The organism is Paenibacillus uliginis N3/975, from assembly GCF_900177425.1.
In the GTDB taxonomy this organism is placed as follows: Bacteria; Bacillota; Bacilli; order Paenibacillales; family Paenibacillaceae; genus Paenibacillus_AQ; species Paenibacillus_AQ uliginis.
Map to the genome: position 1 here is coordinate 5,756,447 of NZ_LT840184.1, position 16,266 is coordinate 5,772,712.

Genomic DNA, 16,266 nt, shown 5'->3' on the forward strand with positions numbered 1-16,266 from the left:
AAACAGAACGCTTTAATTACTCCAAACGACCTTATGCAACTTATTTTTTCACGGCAAAAGGTTATGGAACAAGCTACGTCAACCATACCAGTGTTAAAAGGGCCTGGCACCCGATTTGATCATGCTTGCGCCTTTAGAACAGCCATATTTAGCTTAGCCGTTAAGGGGGGATTACCATTGATTGAATTCACCGGTGTTCAAAAATACTTCGGCCGGTTCCATGTGCTGCAAGACATTAACCTGACGATCCAGCATGGCGAAGTTGTTGTTATTATTGGTCCTTCGGGCTCCGGCAAGAGTACCCTGCTTCGATGTATTAATCGGCTAGAGCAGATTACCGAGGGTAGCTTGGTCGTGAACGGAATATCTCTTCTTGACAAAAAGATCGACATCAACCGCTTCCGCCGTGAAATCGGCATGGTCTTTCAGCATTTCAACCTTTATCCGCACATGAAGGTGATTGACAACATTGTTTTGGCACCGGTGAAGGTTCTCGGAATGACAAAGGAAAAAGCGACGGAGACGGCCATGTCGTACTTGAAAAGAGTCGGCATTGCCGACAAAGCGGACAGCTATCCGTCCCAGTTGTCCGGAGGCCAGCAGCAGCGAGTAGCGATTGCGAGAGGACTCGCGATGAACCCTAAAATCATGCTGTTTGACGAGCCGACCTCAGCCCTAGATCCTGAAATGATCGGTGAGGTGCTGGATGTTATGCGTTCTCTGGCGCATCAAGGAATGACGATGGTTATCGTCACGCATGAAATGGGCTTTGCACGCGAGGTAGCGGACCGCGTCATCTTTATGGATGAAGGCAGAATTGTGGAAGACACCGCATCCGGCTCCTTCTTCGACAACCCGGAAGAAGAACGGGCACGGGCATTTCTCAGCCGGTTGATTCACCACTAACACACATGATTTTTGAAAGGGGACATGAAGAATGAGTATATACAAAAGGCGAGGTATTCGGTGGGCGGCCGCCATTCTATCACTGCTCGTGGCACTGGCTATTTCAGGATGTGGAGATAAGGCACCGGATACACTGGACGCGATTAAGAAACGGGGAAAAGTGATCGCTGGCGTCAAATATGACACCAAGCTGTTCGGTTTGCAGGATCCCGCGACCGGAAAAGTAGAAGGTTTTGATATTGATATTGCCAAAGCATTAGCCAAAAAAGTACTCGGTGACGAAACCAAAGTAGAACTCAAGGAAGTGACGTCCAAAACTCGAATCCCTCTGCTCCAAAATGGTGACATTGATCTTATAATCGCCACGATGACCATTAATGAGGAACGAAAAAAGCAGGTCGACTTCAGCGACGTATATTTCGAAGCCGGGCAATCACTGCTTGTGAAGAAAGGAAGCCCGATTCAAGGACTAGAGAGCTTGACGAAGGACTCCAAGGTACTCGCTGTTAAAGGGTCCACCTCGGCGAAAAACATCCGCGAGAAAGCCCCGGATGCTACCGTTCTGGAATTCGAGAACTATCAGGATGCCTTTACTGCGCTTAAGGCCGGCCAAGGTGATGCGCTCACCACAGATAATTCCATCCTGCTTGGCATGCAGCAGCAGGACTCCAATTATGTGCTTGTGGGAGGCAACTTTACCGATGAACCGTATGGCATTGCGATCCGGAAGGGAGATACTGAGTTCGTAAACACCGTCAATGAGCTGCTCAAGGAAATGAAGGACAGCGGTGAATATGACAAGTTATACGAGCAATGGATGGGTATAAAGCCTGAATAATTTTTAGCACACACGCATCCATATTGTATTAAATAATCGCGGGAGCCGGGTGTTCCCGTGATGTTCCTTCCTATGAGTTAGAGACGGAAAGGAGGTTGCCTGGACCTTGAGTCGTTTATGGGATATTAATGTGTTGTTCAATCATTGGGACCGGTTCATTGAAGGCTTCGGAAATACGATCTGGATCAGCTTAATGGCACTCGTCGGCAGCCTGGTGCTTGGTACAATTATAGCCGTCATGCGAATTTCACCAATACGGTTGCTTAATATTGTTGGAACCACCTATGTGGAGTTTATCCGCAACATACCGCTGCTCATCGTGGTCTTCTTTTTCTATCTTGGCCTTCCTTCTCTCGGTATTCCACTGGGCGGCTTCATCTCCGGCACGCTGGGATTAACCGTCTATACATCCTCTTTTATAGCTGAATCCATCCGTGCAGGCATTCAAGCTGTTCCTGCTGGACAATCGGAAGCCGCCCGTTCATCCGGGCTGAGTTACCTCCAAAACATGCACCATATCGTACTTCCTCAAGCGATCAAAATCGTCCTCCCAGCCATTGGCAACCAACTCATCAATTTGGTGAAAAACTCATCCATATTGAGTGTAGTTGCAGGTCTCGATCTCATGTACTATGCCGATCTTATCAATTCCGACACCTTCCTCCCAATCACGGTTTATATCATTGTCGCCCTATTCTATCTCGTACTTACCGTGCCTCTCAGCTTTGCTGTTCATTATTTGGAACGCCGATTTGCCAGAAGCTCCTAGGTTTCGTTAATACCGTCTGCAACCCAAGAAACCTACTATCAAATCATCGGCCTACATTTAAAAAGGAGGCAACAAGCAAATGGATTTTATCGGTGCATATTCCTGGCCCAACCTGCGTTATCTTCTGCATGGGTTTCTGATTACGCTGCAGGTTGCCGGCTTGTCTATTGTGTTCAGCTTCGTGATCGGAACCTTGCTTGGCACTGTACGATATACCCGTGCACCTGTCATTTCTCGCCTCACCGCGTTTGTTGTAGACATCATTCGTAACCTTCCGCTCCTGTTAATCATCTTCTTCATCGGAATTGTTCTGCCACAAACGGGTATAAAGATTCCCGTGTTCTGGGCTGCAGTGATCGGTCTTAGTATCTTTGAAGGGGCCATGGTGGCAGAAATTGTCCGTAGTGGTCTGGTGTCTGTCGATAAGGGACAGATTGAAGCTGCCAGGTCTTCTGGTCTAAGTTATTTTCAGACACTGCGGCACGTCGTGATGCCTCTTGCCTTGCGCCGTATGTCTCCTCCACTGGTGAGTCAATTTATCTCTCTGCTGAAGGATTCGTCCCTTGCAGTCATCATCTCCTTACCGGAATTGATGCATAATATACAGATTCTGAGCGGATCAAACTATAGGTACGTCATCCCCGCGCTCCTTCTGGCTTCCGTGTTGTATTTCACTGTTAATTATTTGCTGTCCATTGCCGCAAGACGCTTAGAGGCCAGACAACCTTAGAGCCTTAGTAAATTATATAGATTATTCTCAGACCCTATATTACAATGAATATATCAGTGGTCATATTTTACAATAATTAACAATTTATTTCCGTTAACCGAGCGGTGAGGGTGGTGAGATCAACAATGAGCGAGGTCCAGTGGAAGGATGACCGTCGGAGCGTGTGGAACCGCAAAATCATGAATTTTTATTGGGCTATCGTCCTTGTTTCACTGCTTGCGGATTTTGTGGCCTTGTTCATTACGACGCGCTATCAGGTGTTCGATCTGAGCGATATCCTCGTCCTTAATATGATGATCCCCTTCGTGATTCAGCTTGTGATTATGGGAAGCAGTGAATTTATTATCCGATGGTTGAAAAGGGAGAGCCCCTACCTCATTATTTTGACCGGCACCGCCCTCTCAACCGTCCTGATTATCTGTAACGAAACGGTGGATGGAATCAAATATTTACTCTTGCTTCCCATGATCATATCTCTGTTCTTCGATAAGCAGCGGAAACTAGTCTTTGCACTGGTTGCCAATGCTGTAGTTACCACTGCGTTCTATACAATTAAACCAGTGCTTCTTAAACTAGATGATATTTACGGGCTTATCTCTTATATATTTGTTATGCTGGGGGCCTTTGTTATTCTATACGAGCTTCTGAATCGTGGAAAAGAAATTAACAGACATTTAAGCAAATCCATGAAGTCAGAACAGGATTTGCTCATCCGGACGGTGATCATGGACCGACAGACCAAGTATGACGCCCTGACGGATATGTATAATCATAAGACGTTTCATGAATATCTGGACAATCTGATTGTCCAAAGCGATAAATATGAGCTGCCACTGCAATTGGCCATTATCGACATCGACAATTTCAAACATGTAAACGATACGTTCGGACATGCCGTAGGTGATGTGATCCTTGGGCGCGTGTCCAGGGTCATAAAGCAGGCGATTCTGTCTCCAGACGATATTACAGCAAGATTTGGCGGGGAGGAATTCGCCGTGATTTTTACGGACAAGACCCCTCAGCAAGCGTTCGATACGATCGAACGCATCCGGACACAGATTGAGACCCTGAGCCATCATGAGATGAACGGCAAGAACGTAACTGTTAGCATCGGCCTGGCGTCTTACCGCTACGGCACAGGCAAGGCCGCTATTTTCTCGGAAGCCGATTCCATGCTGTATGCAGCCAAACGTAGCGGAAAAAACCAGACAATCACACAATTGCAGCATACAGCTGTATAACCCGCAAGTCGATCCTTAAGTCGTAGGAGGACATCCTTGCGGGTTTTTAATTACATACTGAGGAGGTAAAATCCATGACTAATCGTTTAATGTCACGTATCGAAAATGTTCAAAAGAACAATTCATTCTCCGGAACGATCCTTGTTAAACATAAGAATGACGCTCTTGTCCACGCCGGCTATGGTCATGCCAATCGGGCAGAACAATTGAACAATCATACAGGTACACGTTACGGTATTGCATCCGGATGCAAAATTTTCACAGCCACTGCCATTTGCCAGCTTGTAGAAGAAGGTAAACTTTCTTTGGCTACCAGGCTGAGTGAATGCCTTGACGTAGAGTTTCCTCACTTCAACGAGAACATCACGATACACCACCTTCTGACGCACACATCCGGTGTACCTGATTATTTTGATGAAGAAGTAATGGATGACTTTGAGGAATTATGGATTGAGAGGCCTATGTACCATATGCGCCGATTGCACGATTTCCTGCCGCTGTTTCAAGATGGGCATATGAAGTTTGCGCCGGGCGAACGGTTTCACTACAACAACGCAGGGTTCATCCTGCTTGGATTAATCATCGAGAACGTCAGTGGTTTGAAGTTTACAGACTATGTACAATCACATATTTTTGATAAGGCAGGAATGACGGATTCCGGTTATTTCGCACTCGATGCCCTTCCAGGAAATACGGCAACCGGTTACGTTGATCTTGAAGACGGTACGTGGAAAACAAATATGTATTCGCTGCCGGTACAAGGTGGTTCTGACGGTGGGGCTTTTGTTACAGCGGAAGATATGCTCCGATTCTGGGACGCGCTTATGAACCGCAAGCTATTAGGAGAAACACTTACTACAAAATTACTTACACCTCATGCCGAAAGCGAAGACGGTGATTTCTACGGTTACGGCGTATGGATTGGAAAGAAAGACGAAAGTGTGTTTAAGTATCATGTGATGGGCTATGATCCTGGAGTGTGCTTTCATTCGGCTTACTATCCTGCTTCAGACATCAAGCTTGCGGTATGCGCCAATATCTCTATGGGCGCCTTCGATATGATGAGGGAAATAGAAGATGAACTGCTGAATTATCGTTCCTACTGCAACCCTTGAATTACATTTTTCGTCAGAAAAGAAAATGGATTCATAAAGGGGAGTTAATGATGAAAAGGGGAATAAAGTTACTAGCTGCTGCATGTGCTTTAAGTCTGATGTTTGCTTTTCGTGTGCCGGAAGCTTCAGCCTTGAAGTGTGCTGCTCCGCCGAAACCTGTGACGGAAGAAATGGCTTATTCCGCACTGACATTTAAAGGCACACTCGTCTCCGAAACGTCTAATTCTTCAACCTTCCGGGTGTCCACGTGGTGGAAAGGTGATTCCTCACAAGCAACGGTTACGCTGAAGGCAAATATATGGATCAAATTTGAACTAGGAGAGGAATATATTGTATTTGTAGGTAAACAAAACGGAGAGCTGAGTCCTAACTTGTGCGGCAACACGGCTCTTTCCTCAGATTTAGATGTCAAACCATTGGGTCCGGGAACTCCCGTCTTATCTCCTCCTGAATTAGAAAACCTTGCGTTAGAAGCTACCACCTTAGGGACCATCATCGTGAGTATCATGGGCTTAATTGGCGTGATCCGCAGCCGATTGTTCTGACAATAGCAAGCCACTTTAAGCCTTATGTCATTTTCAACAAACGGTTAAACTGGGTAACCATTAGGGATTGGGTCGAACCAATCCTTCTTTCTTACGTAGTAGAAGATTAAGAAACATCATTTTTGTGACCAGGAGGTTTTCGCATGAAATTAAGATGGCTCGGCATTACACTTGCGCTCATTCTGTTATCCGGTTGTTCCTTGGTAGAGGAAGTGAACAATTCTTTGGACTACACAGAGCAAGCCACCTCGTTTATTAACGAAGCGTCTCAGTTTGCAGGCAGCATCCCTGATCTGGCACAAGAGGCCGTGAGCAATAGCAATGCTATGGAAAAGCTAACCGAGCAGTTGGACAACATGAAGGCCCGCATCTCTGAATTTAACGGGCTGGAAGCTCCTGCGTTTGCCAAGGACATTCACGAGCAGCTTGCAGGCTACAATGAAACGCTAAGCCAACAAATTGACGACTACAAAGAACAAATCCAAAATGGCGTGACCGATTTCAAAAACACGGAAATGTCCCAAACACTGGACAAAATTCAAGAGACGATGGACCAGATACGCAGCTTAGCTCCCTAATCCTTAGCGCCTCCTGCGACCAGCATTTCTACGGATGTTCTATCTATTGATTCGGATACGTTTTTTTCAGGAAATCTACGGACTGGTTAATCAACGCTTTTAAAACTTCCGTATCAATATCCGCAACCTTGTTAATGTACACGCACGCTTTTCCAGCTGTATGCTTTCCGAAATCCTTCAACAAAGCCTCACGCTCTGTATTACCGGTTGCGAAGTATAAGCTGATTTTGGCCTTACGGGGTGAAAAACCTACCAACGGCGCATCGCCTTCGTGACCGGATTCATATTTATAATGATAGGCACCAAATCCAATAATGGTCGGTCCCCACATCTTCGCCTCATAACCTGTTGTGTCCGTAAAAATATCCAGCAATTTGTACGCGTCCTCACGTTTTTTGGGATTATCGACATTTTCAATAAACTCAAGAACACTGTTGTCTGTTTGCTTCGTCTTTAACTCGTACATGATTAACCTCTTCTCTTCATTTCGTAGTAAGTATTTCAGCATTCAAATGACGGGAAGTCATATCTAGATAACTGCCGATGAAACATCCGCTCCCACATTTCCCATTGTTCAGCAGACAAATCCCCGACGATCTGAAGTCCTGATGGTTCAACCGATGCATATAAGTATACGGCTGAGCCCTCTTCTTCTCCATACCACATTGGACACGCATTGTCTTTTACAATATATTGCGGCAAGGAACGGTATACTTCTCCGAGATGTTGCCAGGTCACATCTTTAAAGTCATGAAATTCTAAGCAATATACACGATCTATCGAGACGTTTCCATTCTCATCTGGCGTAATTTCACGATTGTCATAAAAACATATATTCACATCAAACACCTCAGCTATACCCTATTTTCTTACGTATTCCTATCCATAACAGATGGAATCCCCGGCATGACGGGTTCAATCCCTTCAAACAAAAATGAAATGTCATTCAAATATTGTCTAATGTACGCCTGGGCGTAAGGTTGTTCATGAATCAGACTGGACGTCTCCCTCGGATCTGAGGAATGGTGGCAGTAGTTCTCAATCATAACCATGACAAAGAAACATTCCAGATGCCGGACATAGCCTCTTTCAAGTCTCCTTATACTCTCATAGCCTTGGATATACTTCCTTCGAAGCTTCGGATTAAGCTCTAATAACGCACCTGCTATATCGTACAAAAAATATCCATATCCACACATTCCAAAATCAATCGGTGCAGGCAGTTCTTCGCTGAACACGATATTCCCCGAGTGCAAATCACCGTGAATGAGGCCGTAGTTATCATCGTTTGAACTCATGGCAGAGAGATCCGATCGTATCTTCTCAGCCGCCACTTGATATAAACCCCATCCTTCACTTGATAAAAAACAAGAATAATACCGTTCCAGCCTCGCCATCTTTGTCCTGAAACTGTCAATATCCCATGCAGGCCGAACAAAATCGGCCGGAGGATTGAAATCCATCGTAGCTTGATGAAGCTTCCCCATCAACAGCCCCATTTGAAAAGCGTGATCATCCGTTATCTCCTTCAGATGCTCTCCCTCAACCCAGTGCATTATCGTGACATAGGGACGATGGTATCCCTCATCGGTGTCCACTTCCAACACATAAGAGCCATCACGGCTGGCCACTCCAACAGGCACACTCAGATCCTCCAACTTGTTCAATTCTTGAAGAAATACAAGCTCGGAACGAATTTCCTCTTGCTCATCCGATCCGAATGAATCCGCAGCAAATAGACTTGCGTGGGACTTGCCTCTATTTTATACGTAATCGTGTCCGATAGGCCAATAAATTGAATCTTTTCCCATGCCACGTCATACTGCTGAAGTGCCGTTAAAGCGATTTTCCCCGCCCGAATTAACAAATCTCTTCGGTGATCATCCGTATCATATTGAAAAAATGGTTTCATCTGTTCTCCTCCTTAGGTAGTTTACCTGCTACCATTGTGAGGTCATTGTATTCCGAAAAATATATAGCAAACGGTTTAAAAAATGTTTTACACAAAAAAGCCACGTCAGAATAATTCCAACGTGACCTCTGAACACTTATTTTTTGGAATAAATGATTTTCTTAATGCTGTCGATGGACAGGCAAAATTGATCCGACAATTGATTCATCGTAACACCGTAAGAATATTGCTGGCGGATCTTATCGTTCCTATGGTTCAGGTATGTTCTGCTTCCTGTATTTTCGCCCCACTTCTTGCGTAATCCTTTCGGCTTAGGGACGTATACGATACCGCCGCCATGGACATATTTCTGAATTTCCTTCAGCAACTCTGCCGGAAATATTTCATCTGCATTGATATACTTCATTCTAGACTCTGCTCCTTAAGAAAATAGTTGATTTTCAAGGCAGCAAAGTTTGCAAAATAAATCAAAATCACCCTATGTGAATTCAGCGGTCATTTTTAATCAGCTCCATACAAACAACCGCCGTTGTTTATATTGCAAACCTGCATGGAGCAAACCTTAAACCTTCCCATAACGATCCTCCTTTTGTGGAATTATCTCTCAATTATATAATACAGACAGGGTTTGTAACCTTCTGGAAGATCCGGCCATCTAATTAATGAATTTAATCATTAAATATATCGATCATTAACCCTTTGAAGGGAGGTTTTTACTTTTGGAATTTGAGCAGGAATTAGAGGTTGAGCGCGCTCAGAAAGGAAGTCATGAGGCGTTTATCCATCTCACAAAGCCACTAGAGTTACAGATGTACAACATAGCGAAGGCGATTGTCAGACAGGATGAGGATTGTGCCGATGCAATGCAAGAAGCCATATTGAAAGCCTACAAATCGATTGCTAATTTAAGAAATCCGTCTTTTTTCAAAACATGGCTGTTCCGCATCCTCATTAACGAATGCAATACGATTCTCCGCAAACGCAGTAATGTGGTATCCCTGTTCGGCCATGAGGACGCACAAAGCTCTACACCGAACACAGATTTGAACATAGACCTACGCGAAGCCGTGTACAGATTGGAAGAAGTGTCTCGAACAATCGTTATTTTACACTATTTTCGTGATTTACCTTTACGTCAGATTGCAGAAATGCTCGATTTGAATGAAAGCACTGTTAAAACACGTCTCCATAGAGCCCGGACAACGTTGTCACAGTGGCTGGCTAATCACAGGGAAAGGAAGATTAACGTATGAACAATGACCTTACTCACGAGCTTGAGCAGTTAAAACAAGAAGTGCAGGAATTGCCTAAAATGATCCGGTCACGTCTCGACAGTACTTATCAAAGCTTGGAAGAAGGTTCGCACCTTAATCAGAAAAAACAATCCGTACGAAAAAAACGGCGTTTCGCTGGCATCCTGGCCGCAACTGCCGCATCAACATTGCTTATTATCGGATCGGGTTTCATCTCCCCTGTGATGGCCGAAACGCTTAAAAATATACCGGTTGTTGGTAGTCTTTTCATAAAGGCAGGGGATGAAGGCCTTAAAAAAGCAAGCAAGCAGGGACTAACAACGCATGCAAATCAGAGTGTAACTCATGAAGGAACTACACTAAGCATTTCAGAGCTGCTGTACGACGGAAGCCGCATTTCCATGGTCCTGACGCGAGAAACTAGTGATGGTAAGAATGAAACGTTTAGAGATTGGTGGGACCATATCGATGATAAAAATCAAGCGAGTTATATACGATTCTTTGTAGATGACAAAGAATTAAATGTTGGCTATACAATGTCTTACACAGGCGAGGATGCAAAGAATTCTACCATCATAACCTTGTCTCCAGACAGCTTGCCTGATGAATTCAAATGGAATGTCGTGATCTGGGATATAAAAACCGAGCAGCAGTTCAAACTCATCATTCCGGTTAAAAAGAATACAACGAATAATGTGATTCTGAAGCCGGAAGAACTAAAATCACATGACAATATTAATATGACGATCAAGAAGCTCGAGATAACCCCGGCTACGATGCGGTTGGAACTAACGATTACAGGTAAACCAGGACAGGACATCAAAGAAATTGAAGAAGCGATTCCTAGTCAATATAAAATAATGGGTTCCATTGATATTAATTATGATGTAATGAATGATAAAGGCGAACTTGCCGGATCCATCGGTGGAAATGGATACGGATCCGATGGTATTTATGAATACACCTTCATGTTTGAGCCATTCCGGGCTCTACCGCAATCGATCACCATTAAACCGTACGTTCAAAAGGGTGAGCAGAAAGAATATATACCAGAACTTGAATTCCAGTTGTCTGTTCCAAAATAAATAAAACAAGCAGCCTGTCACTTTGAATATGACAGGCTGCTTTGCGTTTAATCGATTCGGTTATTCAAAAATATTATTCCTTTACCGCTGCTTTCAGAATTTCAATTTTTTGTTCCTTAGGCATATCTGTGGTGGTTGAAATACTGTATTCGAATTTGTCGGTGTGCCAAAAAACATATTTTGGATAGATATGCGCCGGGAAGTCATCTTCAAAGAAACCTTTCTTCTTGCTTCCCTCTGAATCCAATGTATATTTAGAAATGGCTAATATGTCTTTTCCGTTCGTATACTCAAGACGGATGGTTGCCGCCTCTTTCCAATCTATCTTTTTCACGTAGATCGGTTTTCCGCTCTTTTTACCTTCGGCTCTTACTTCATCAATGAACTTTCCTTCTGTTGGACCTTCAATTCTCGCTTTGGAGAATTTATATCCCTCTGGGAGATTTGAAGGGTGCTCCAAGATGGAGCCCTCCAAAGTAGAAGCTTTTTTCAAGTAGTCCTCGTATGAGGTGTAATGATCTATCCCTCCCCAATAGCTTAGATCAAGTCCGCTGTTCAAGTCTTTATATTTATGATACAAGACATACATATCACCCGACTCTTGGGTTAGCTCCTTAACTCGATTGATCTCACTTTCGATAAGCTTTTTTTCCTCTGCAGGTATAGCTTTGGCTGCTTCCGCTGCTTTTTTAACAGCTTTTTCGTGTTCTTTCTTGTAGCTCTCAAGATTCTCCGAAGAAGCCATGATTTCCTTAGGAAGGCTATAATTCAGCTGATTATTCACAGCGGATTTTGAATCCTGTTCCAATTGAACGGAAGCCGCTTGTGGATCGCTCTTTGCATCGCTTTCCTTAGCATTAACCAGCGTCACGCTGCCAAGCGCCAGAATCATCGTCATCCCCAAAATGGACAGGCGATAAGATTTTTTGTTAAAGTGTTTGATCATTGTAAGTCTCCTTTTCATTTGTTTATGCGTGGCGGACAGGCCGGCAAGCCCCGGCTGATGATGGTTTCCTGAAAAATATTCCAGCACATGGATGATCGTTTGCCCGTATGCATTGTTTTGCTCCGAGCTCATCCGATCCAGCATGCATGCATCGCAGGCCATCTCTTGATCCTGCCTTGCTTTATGTACGGCAAGCCATAATAATGGATTAAACCAATGAAGGATCAGAATAATGTGCATGATCCAATTCACCGCCACATCCCAGCGCCGTATATGGGCGAACTCATGTGCCAAAATATATTGAATTTGTTCCTTTTTCAACGTGACAAGCAAATTAGGGGAAATAACAACCGCAGGTTTATAAAAACCGACCACGGCAGGTCCGGGAATGCTCTCCGACGCCACAAACCGCACTTTACGCTTCACGCCCAATAGCTGCTTCGTCTCATGAAACAATGCCGATAAAAGAGGCGTTTCAATAGAGCGGCCTGCGCGCAGGGCTTGTTTCAATCGAAGGTGGTCGTATACCGTTTTCGCTGCAAGAAGCAGCACACCCGCAAGCCAAACCGACATCAGTATACTGGTGAAGCCTATTTGCTTGAACCCGCTCCACCAGAAGTACGTTTTCTGCGTGTTTCCTGATTCACGAGGCGGAATTGGCGCTTCCCCCGTTTCCCTTATAAGGCTGTTTCTCTCTACTATGAAAGATTGCTCTACATGAGCTGCGCTCTCGGCCCCTGATCCTTTCCACAAATTATGCCAGAACGACGAACCTTGAGTTTGCTGATGAATACTGGGTACTATGCCCTCAAGAGAAAAAACATTATACAGGCTAAGCGAAGATTCCGGTGCCCAAGGAAGCAGCAAGCGGATTACTACAGGAACCCAAAGCAAATACTTCCATCTGGCTTCGAGCTTGTTTTTCATTAAAAATTGCAGGATGAGGACAAGGACAATCAGGATACCGGCCATGAATGATCCACGGATTATCCATTCAAAAAAAGATAATAAACTTGCATGCAATGAAGGACTCATCTCGTATCTCTCTTTTCCGGTTCACCGTAGCTGCCGTTTTCGTCAAATAGAGCCTTCAGATCTTCGATTTCCTGCGCATTCAGCTTTTTATCCTCTAAGAAATTGGCCAGCATCGGCTTTAATGCCCCGCCATACAGCTTTTTCATAAAGGATTTGGTTTCGGATCGTAGGTATTCCTGCTCGCTGATGAGAGGATAAAACAGTTGGGTACGCTTCGAGTTCGTTTCCAGCTTCGCCCCCGCCGCTTCCTTCTGCACCAATCGGCTGAGGAGCGTCCGGGTCGTATTCGGGCTCCAACCCATTTGATCCGTCATTTGCTTTACGACCTCACTAGATGGGCAATCCGGATTTGTCCATAAGACGCGCATGATTTCCAGTTCTGCATCCGTAATCGATGGTATTTGATTCATGCATGAAACCTCCAAAGTCAATTCACTTAGACTACATATGTAGTTACAATATATGCTACATTTGTAGTTTGGTAATGTCAACATGTTTTGGTAGAGAAAAATATCTCGTTTTGTTACATGCAAAAATGTTTCACACCGCCTGTTGGAACGATGATCTACAAAAGAACCCTATTTGGCTCAAAATATTATTTTTTTACCGCTGCTTTCAGAATTTCAATTTTTTGTTCCTTAGGCATATCTGTGGTGGTTGAAATACTGTATTCGAATTTGTCGGTGTGCCAAAAAACATATTTTGGATAGATATGCGCCGGGAAATCACCTTCAAAGAAACCTTTCTTCTTGCTTCCCTCTGAATCCAATGTATATTTAGAAATGGCCAGCGTGTCTTTCCCGTTCGTATACTCAAGACGGATGGTTGCCGCCTCTTTCCAATCTATCTTTTTTACGTAGATGGGTTTTCCACTTTTTTTACCTTCGGCTCTCACTTCATCAATGAACTTTCCTTTTGTTGGACCTTCAATTCTCGCTTTGGAAAACTTATATCCCTTTGGCAGGTTGGGAGGCTGTGCCAAGATGGAGCCTTCCAAGGTAGAAGCTTTCTTCAAATAATCCTCGTATGTGGTGTAATGTTCGATCCCTCCCCAAAAGCTTATATCGAATCCGTTATTCAATTCCTTGTATTTATGATACAAGACAAACACATCATCCGATTTTTCAGCCTGCTCTTTAACCCTATTCATCTCATTTTCGATAAACTTTTTGTCCTCTGCAGGTATAGCTTTGGTTGATTTGGCTGCTTTTTTCACAGCGGTTTTTGGGGCCGCCGTCTGGGAGGATGCCGCCTCCGCCGCGAGGTTTACGGAAGAACCCAGTAATAAAATGCTGCTTAGTGTTGCGATTGCTACTTTTGTTGCTGCTTTCATTCTGTAATACTCCTCTCCTATGAGTTATAATTTGATAAAACTACAGCTGTAGTTACTAGTTAATACTACAATTGTAGTTCGATAATGTCAACATGGTTTGTGAAGAAAAAAATTTTCGCTTTTGTTACATGCAAAAATGACCCGCATGATGAATTTATGCAGATGTTCAAAAAGGGGTATACGGACGATAAGGTTTCCGTTAGCGGTAGTACAAGGCATCGACATCCGAATATGGTGTTTGAGGTCGCTCAAAAGCCTAGCTTTCAGCTAGGCTTTTTGCGGGCAATCATTTTTGTCATCGCATGCTGGTGCGGAATACCGGATGAATTGCAGTCGAATATTACTTCGGAGCTGTCTTGGATCAACCAGTCATGATAATGCGTAAGCAATTCTCCGGAAATCCACTTATACGCATTCGGTTCATTTTCAGGTGGTGGAGCTATAAACGGTTTATTCACAAAAACATTAAATACATGGATACCGTTCGGATTCGTAAATTGCTTGTAATTGCTGAAAATCTCATCCCTGTAATCTGGCTTGATGTAGTGCAAAACACCGCTAGAATAGATAATGTCGAAGCTGCAATCTAATCGGTGATCCAAAATATCAGCTTTAAAAACATGAATAGGTACACCGATCTTATCTGCAAGTCGCTTCGCCTTCTCAATACCGGCATCAGAGACGTCAAATGCAGTTACATCATATCCATTCCTGGCAAAAAACACGGCATCCTTCCCCTCACCGCAGCCAATGTCCAGCAGTTTCAGATGTCTTGTTGGCGGCATCAGTTCAAGCACCTGGTAGCATGTTCGTGACGGCTCAAGTCCCCAATAGTATTCAGGTGTCTTATATTCTTGCTCATAAATAGTGATTGGTTTATCACTCGAAACATATCCTAAAAGCTTGTCGACGCTCACCCCCAACACCTGAGATAATGCCGGCAAAATGGATATGTCGGGCATCGTTTGAGCCGTTTCCCACTTGGACACCGCCTGATAGGTGATCCCGAGAATCTGTGCAAGCCCCTCCTGTGTTAATCCTTTTTCTTTACGATAAATGTTAATGTTTTTAGCCAGTTTTTCTTTCATTCGTTATCACTCCCTATAGCTCAAGTTTATTAATGATATAAGGCGTGCACAATAACTTCACAATTGATTTTGGCTGGGATTCAACCCAGAGTTGAATTCAGAGCATAAAAAAAGAGTAGTACAAAGCGTTATCCATACTTTGTACTACTCCATTTATCAAATTTTTAGTTAGTCTCAGTTAAAAATAACGGCATCCAGCGAGTATGCTCCTGCACCCATCAAGGCAACAGCCAGAGCAACAGCTATAATAAGAAGGTTAAACTCATATCCATTTGCTGTTGCCCAGTACCCGTTCTTGCCGTGTACTTTGACGATGGCTCCAAGCATTGCAAGGATAATCAGCGCAGCACCAAGGATTGTCAGAAATCCGGATGCAAACAGCAATCCGCCAACAAACTCCATCAGGCCAGCCAGCACTGCCATTGTGACACCAGGCTTAATGCCAATCGACTCCATCCAGCCGCCGGTTCCTTTTGGACCGTAACCGCCGAACCAACCGAACAATTTCTGTGCACCGTGCGCGATGAACGACAAACCGAGCACCAGACGAAGAATAAGCAATCCTAATTCCATATTCATTATTAATTCCTCCATTAAATTTTGAGTTTAGTTTGTTCACCAAAAAAATCTCGATGTTAAGATATATGTCCAAAAATAGCTTCGATTTCTGATCGATTATGAGCTATTAACGAGCTATTCAAAGCTACAACTTATTCATTTCGAAACTTACCCCTTTCAACTAGCTTACTTTAATAAAGTTAATAACCTTGATATTAAGATACTTTATTTATACTCCTCTGTCAACCCTAATATGCCTAAATCATTTTTTGAACACAGAACAAAAACATCCGCTGAATCCAGCGGATGTTTGCAAAACCCAATATGTTTTTCG

Annotated in this window: 20 protein-coding genes; 10 read left to right on the forward strand and 10 right to left on the reverse strand. The window is 43.9% G+C overall.

Annotation, left to right across the window (positions count from 1 at the left end; genetic code table 11):
- Positions 1-177: 177 nt before the first annotated feature.
- The 8 genes from B9N86_RS26870 (at position 178) to B9N86_RS26905 (ending at position 6,722) form a co-directional block, all read left to right on the forward strand.
- The gene (locus B9N86_RS26870; protein WP_210190620.1) at positions 178-906 is read left to right on the forward strand and encodes an amino acid ABC transporter ATP-binding protein; all 729 of its coding nucleotides are present in this window, start codon (positions 178-180) and stop codon (positions 904-906) included.
- Between the two features lie 31 nt (positions 907-937).
- Positions 938-1,744, forward strand: a complete 807-nt coding sequence (locus B9N86_RS26875) for an ABC transporter substrate-binding protein (protein WP_208916113.1) — start codon at positions 938-940, stop codon at positions 1,742-1,744.
- Positions 1,745-1,850: 106 nt separating this feature from the next.
- The gene (locus B9N86_RS26880; protein WP_244562860.1) at positions 1,851-2,513 is read left to right on the forward strand and encodes an amino acid ABC transporter permease; all 663 of its coding nucleotides are present in this window, start codon (positions 1,851-1,853) and stop codon (positions 2,511-2,513) included.
- 79 nt (positions 2,514-2,592) lie between these two features.
- Entirely contained in the window at positions 2,593-3,243 is a 651-nt protein-coding gene (locus B9N86_RS26885) for an amino acid ABC transporter permease (RefSeq protein ID WP_208916114.1), read from the forward strand.
- 125 nt (positions 3,244-3,368) lie between these two features.
- Positions 3,369-4,484, forward strand: a complete 1,116-nt coding sequence (locus B9N86_RS26890) for a GGDEF domain-containing protein (RefSeq protein ID WP_208916115.1) — start codon at positions 3,369-3,371, stop codon at positions 4,482-4,484.
- A 74-nt stretch (positions 4,485-4,558) separates the two neighbouring features.
- Complete coding sequence (locus tag B9N86_RS26895) at positions 4,559-5,599, forward strand: serine hydrolase domain-containing protein (protein WP_208916116.1); 1,041 nt, start codon at positions 4,559-4,561, stop codon at positions 5,597-5,599.
- Between the two features lie 47 nt (positions 5,600-5,646).
- The gene (locus B9N86_RS26900; RefSeq protein WP_208916117.1) at positions 5,647-6,144 is read left to right on the forward strand and encodes a hypothetical protein; all 498 of its coding nucleotides are present in this window, start codon (positions 5,647-5,649) and stop codon (positions 6,142-6,144) included.
- 143 nt (positions 6,145-6,287) lie between these two features.
- Positions 6,288-6,722, forward strand: coding sequence for a DUF6376 family protein (locus B9N86_RS26905; RefSeq protein WP_208916118.1), 435 nt, complete (start codon positions 6,288-6,290; stop codon positions 6,720-6,722).
- A gap of 43 nt (positions 6,723-6,765) precedes the next feature.
- Here B9N86_RS26905 and B9N86_RS26910 read toward each other — a convergent pair whose 3' ends face one another.
- The 5 genes from B9N86_RS26910 to B9N86_RS26925 all read right to left on the reverse strand — a co-directional run bounded on the left by B9N86_RS26910 (position 6,766) and on the right by B9N86_RS26925 (position 9,040).
- On the reverse strand, positions 6,766-7,188 hold the full coding sequence (locus tag B9N86_RS26910) for a DUF1801 domain-containing protein (protein ID WP_208916119.1): 423 nt from the start codon (positions 7,186-7,188) through the stop codon (positions 6,766-6,768).
- A 35-nt stretch (positions 7,189-7,223) separates the two neighbouring features.
- The gene (locus tag B9N86_RS26915) at positions 7,224-7,562 is read right to left on the reverse strand and encodes a hypothetical protein (RefSeq protein ID WP_208916120.1); all 339 of its coding nucleotides are present in this window, start codon (positions 7,560-7,562) and stop codon (positions 7,224-7,226) included.
- Positions 7,563-7,591: 29 nt separating this feature from the next.
- A complete protein-coding gene (locus B9N86_RS26920) occupies positions 7,592-8,389 on the reverse strand; it encodes a phosphotransferase enzyme family protein (RefSeq protein WP_342193422.1) in 798 nt (265 codons plus the stop codon).
- Positions 8,386-8,634: a hypothetical protein gene (locus B9N86_RS30510; protein ID WP_244562861.1), complete on the reverse strand. Its 249-nt coding sequence runs from the start codon at positions 8,632-8,634 to the stop codon at positions 8,386-8,388. Before B9N86_RS30510 ends, B9N86_RS26920 begins: the two co-directional genes overlap by 4 nt.
- A 136-nt stretch (positions 8,635-8,770) precedes the next feature.
- Entirely contained in the window at positions 8,771-9,040 is a 270-nt protein-coding gene (locus B9N86_RS26925) for a CD3324 family protein (protein WP_208916121.1), read from the reverse strand.
- A 313-nt stretch (positions 9,041-9,353) separates the two neighbouring features.
- Here B9N86_RS26925 and B9N86_RS26930 point away from each other — a divergent pair, with 313 nt between their 5' ends.
- Complete coding sequence (locus B9N86_RS26930) at positions 9,354-9,887, forward strand: sigma-70 family RNA polymerase sigma factor (protein ID WP_208916122.1); 534 nt, start codon at positions 9,354-9,356, stop codon at positions 9,885-9,887.
- Positions 9,884-10,972, forward strand: coding sequence for a DUF4179 domain-containing protein (locus tag B9N86_RS26935; RefSeq protein ID WP_208916123.1), 1,089 nt, complete (start codon positions 9,884-9,886; stop codon positions 10,970-10,972). The genes B9N86_RS26930 and B9N86_RS26935 overlap by 4 nt, the downstream gene beginning before the upstream one ends.
- Positions 10,973-11,045: 73 nt before the next feature.
- On the opposite strand, the gene B9N86_RS26940 is transcribed toward B9N86_RS26935, so the two are convergent.
- The 5 genes from B9N86_RS26940 to B9N86_RS26960 all read right to left on the reverse strand — a co-directional run bounded on the left by B9N86_RS26940 (position 11,046) and on the right by B9N86_RS26960 (position 15,953).
- The gene (locus B9N86_RS26940; protein ID WP_208916124.1) at positions 11,046-12,953 is read right to left on the reverse strand and encodes a M56 family metallopeptidase; all 1,908 of its coding nucleotides are present in this window, start codon (positions 12,951-12,953) and stop codon (positions 11,046-11,048) included.
- Positions 12,950-13,363 carry a BlaI/MecI/CopY family transcriptional regulator gene (locus B9N86_RS26945; protein ID WP_208916125.1) on the reverse strand — a complete coding sequence of 138 codons (414 nt, stop codon included), beginning with the start codon at positions 13,361-13,363 and terminating at the stop codon, positions 12,950-12,952. Before B9N86_RS26945 ends, B9N86_RS26940 begins: the two co-directional genes overlap by 4 nt.
- A gap of 185 nt (positions 13,364-13,548) precedes the next feature.
- Positions 13,549-14,286, reverse strand: coding sequence for a hypothetical protein (locus B9N86_RS26950; RefSeq protein ID WP_208916126.1), 738 nt, complete (start codon positions 14,284-14,286; stop codon positions 13,549-13,551).
- A gap of 263 nt (positions 14,287-14,549) precedes the next feature.
- On the reverse strand, positions 14,550-15,374 hold the full coding sequence (locus B9N86_RS26955) for a class I SAM-dependent methyltransferase (protein ID WP_208916127.1): 825 nt from the start codon (positions 15,372-15,374) through the stop codon (positions 14,550-14,552).
- A gap of 174 nt (positions 15,375-15,548) precedes the next feature.
- A complete protein-coding gene (locus B9N86_RS26960) occupies positions 15,549-15,953 on the reverse strand; it encodes a DoxX family protein (protein ID WP_208916128.1) in 405 nt (134 codons plus the stop codon).
- Positions 15,954-16,266: the final 313 nt, after the last annotated feature.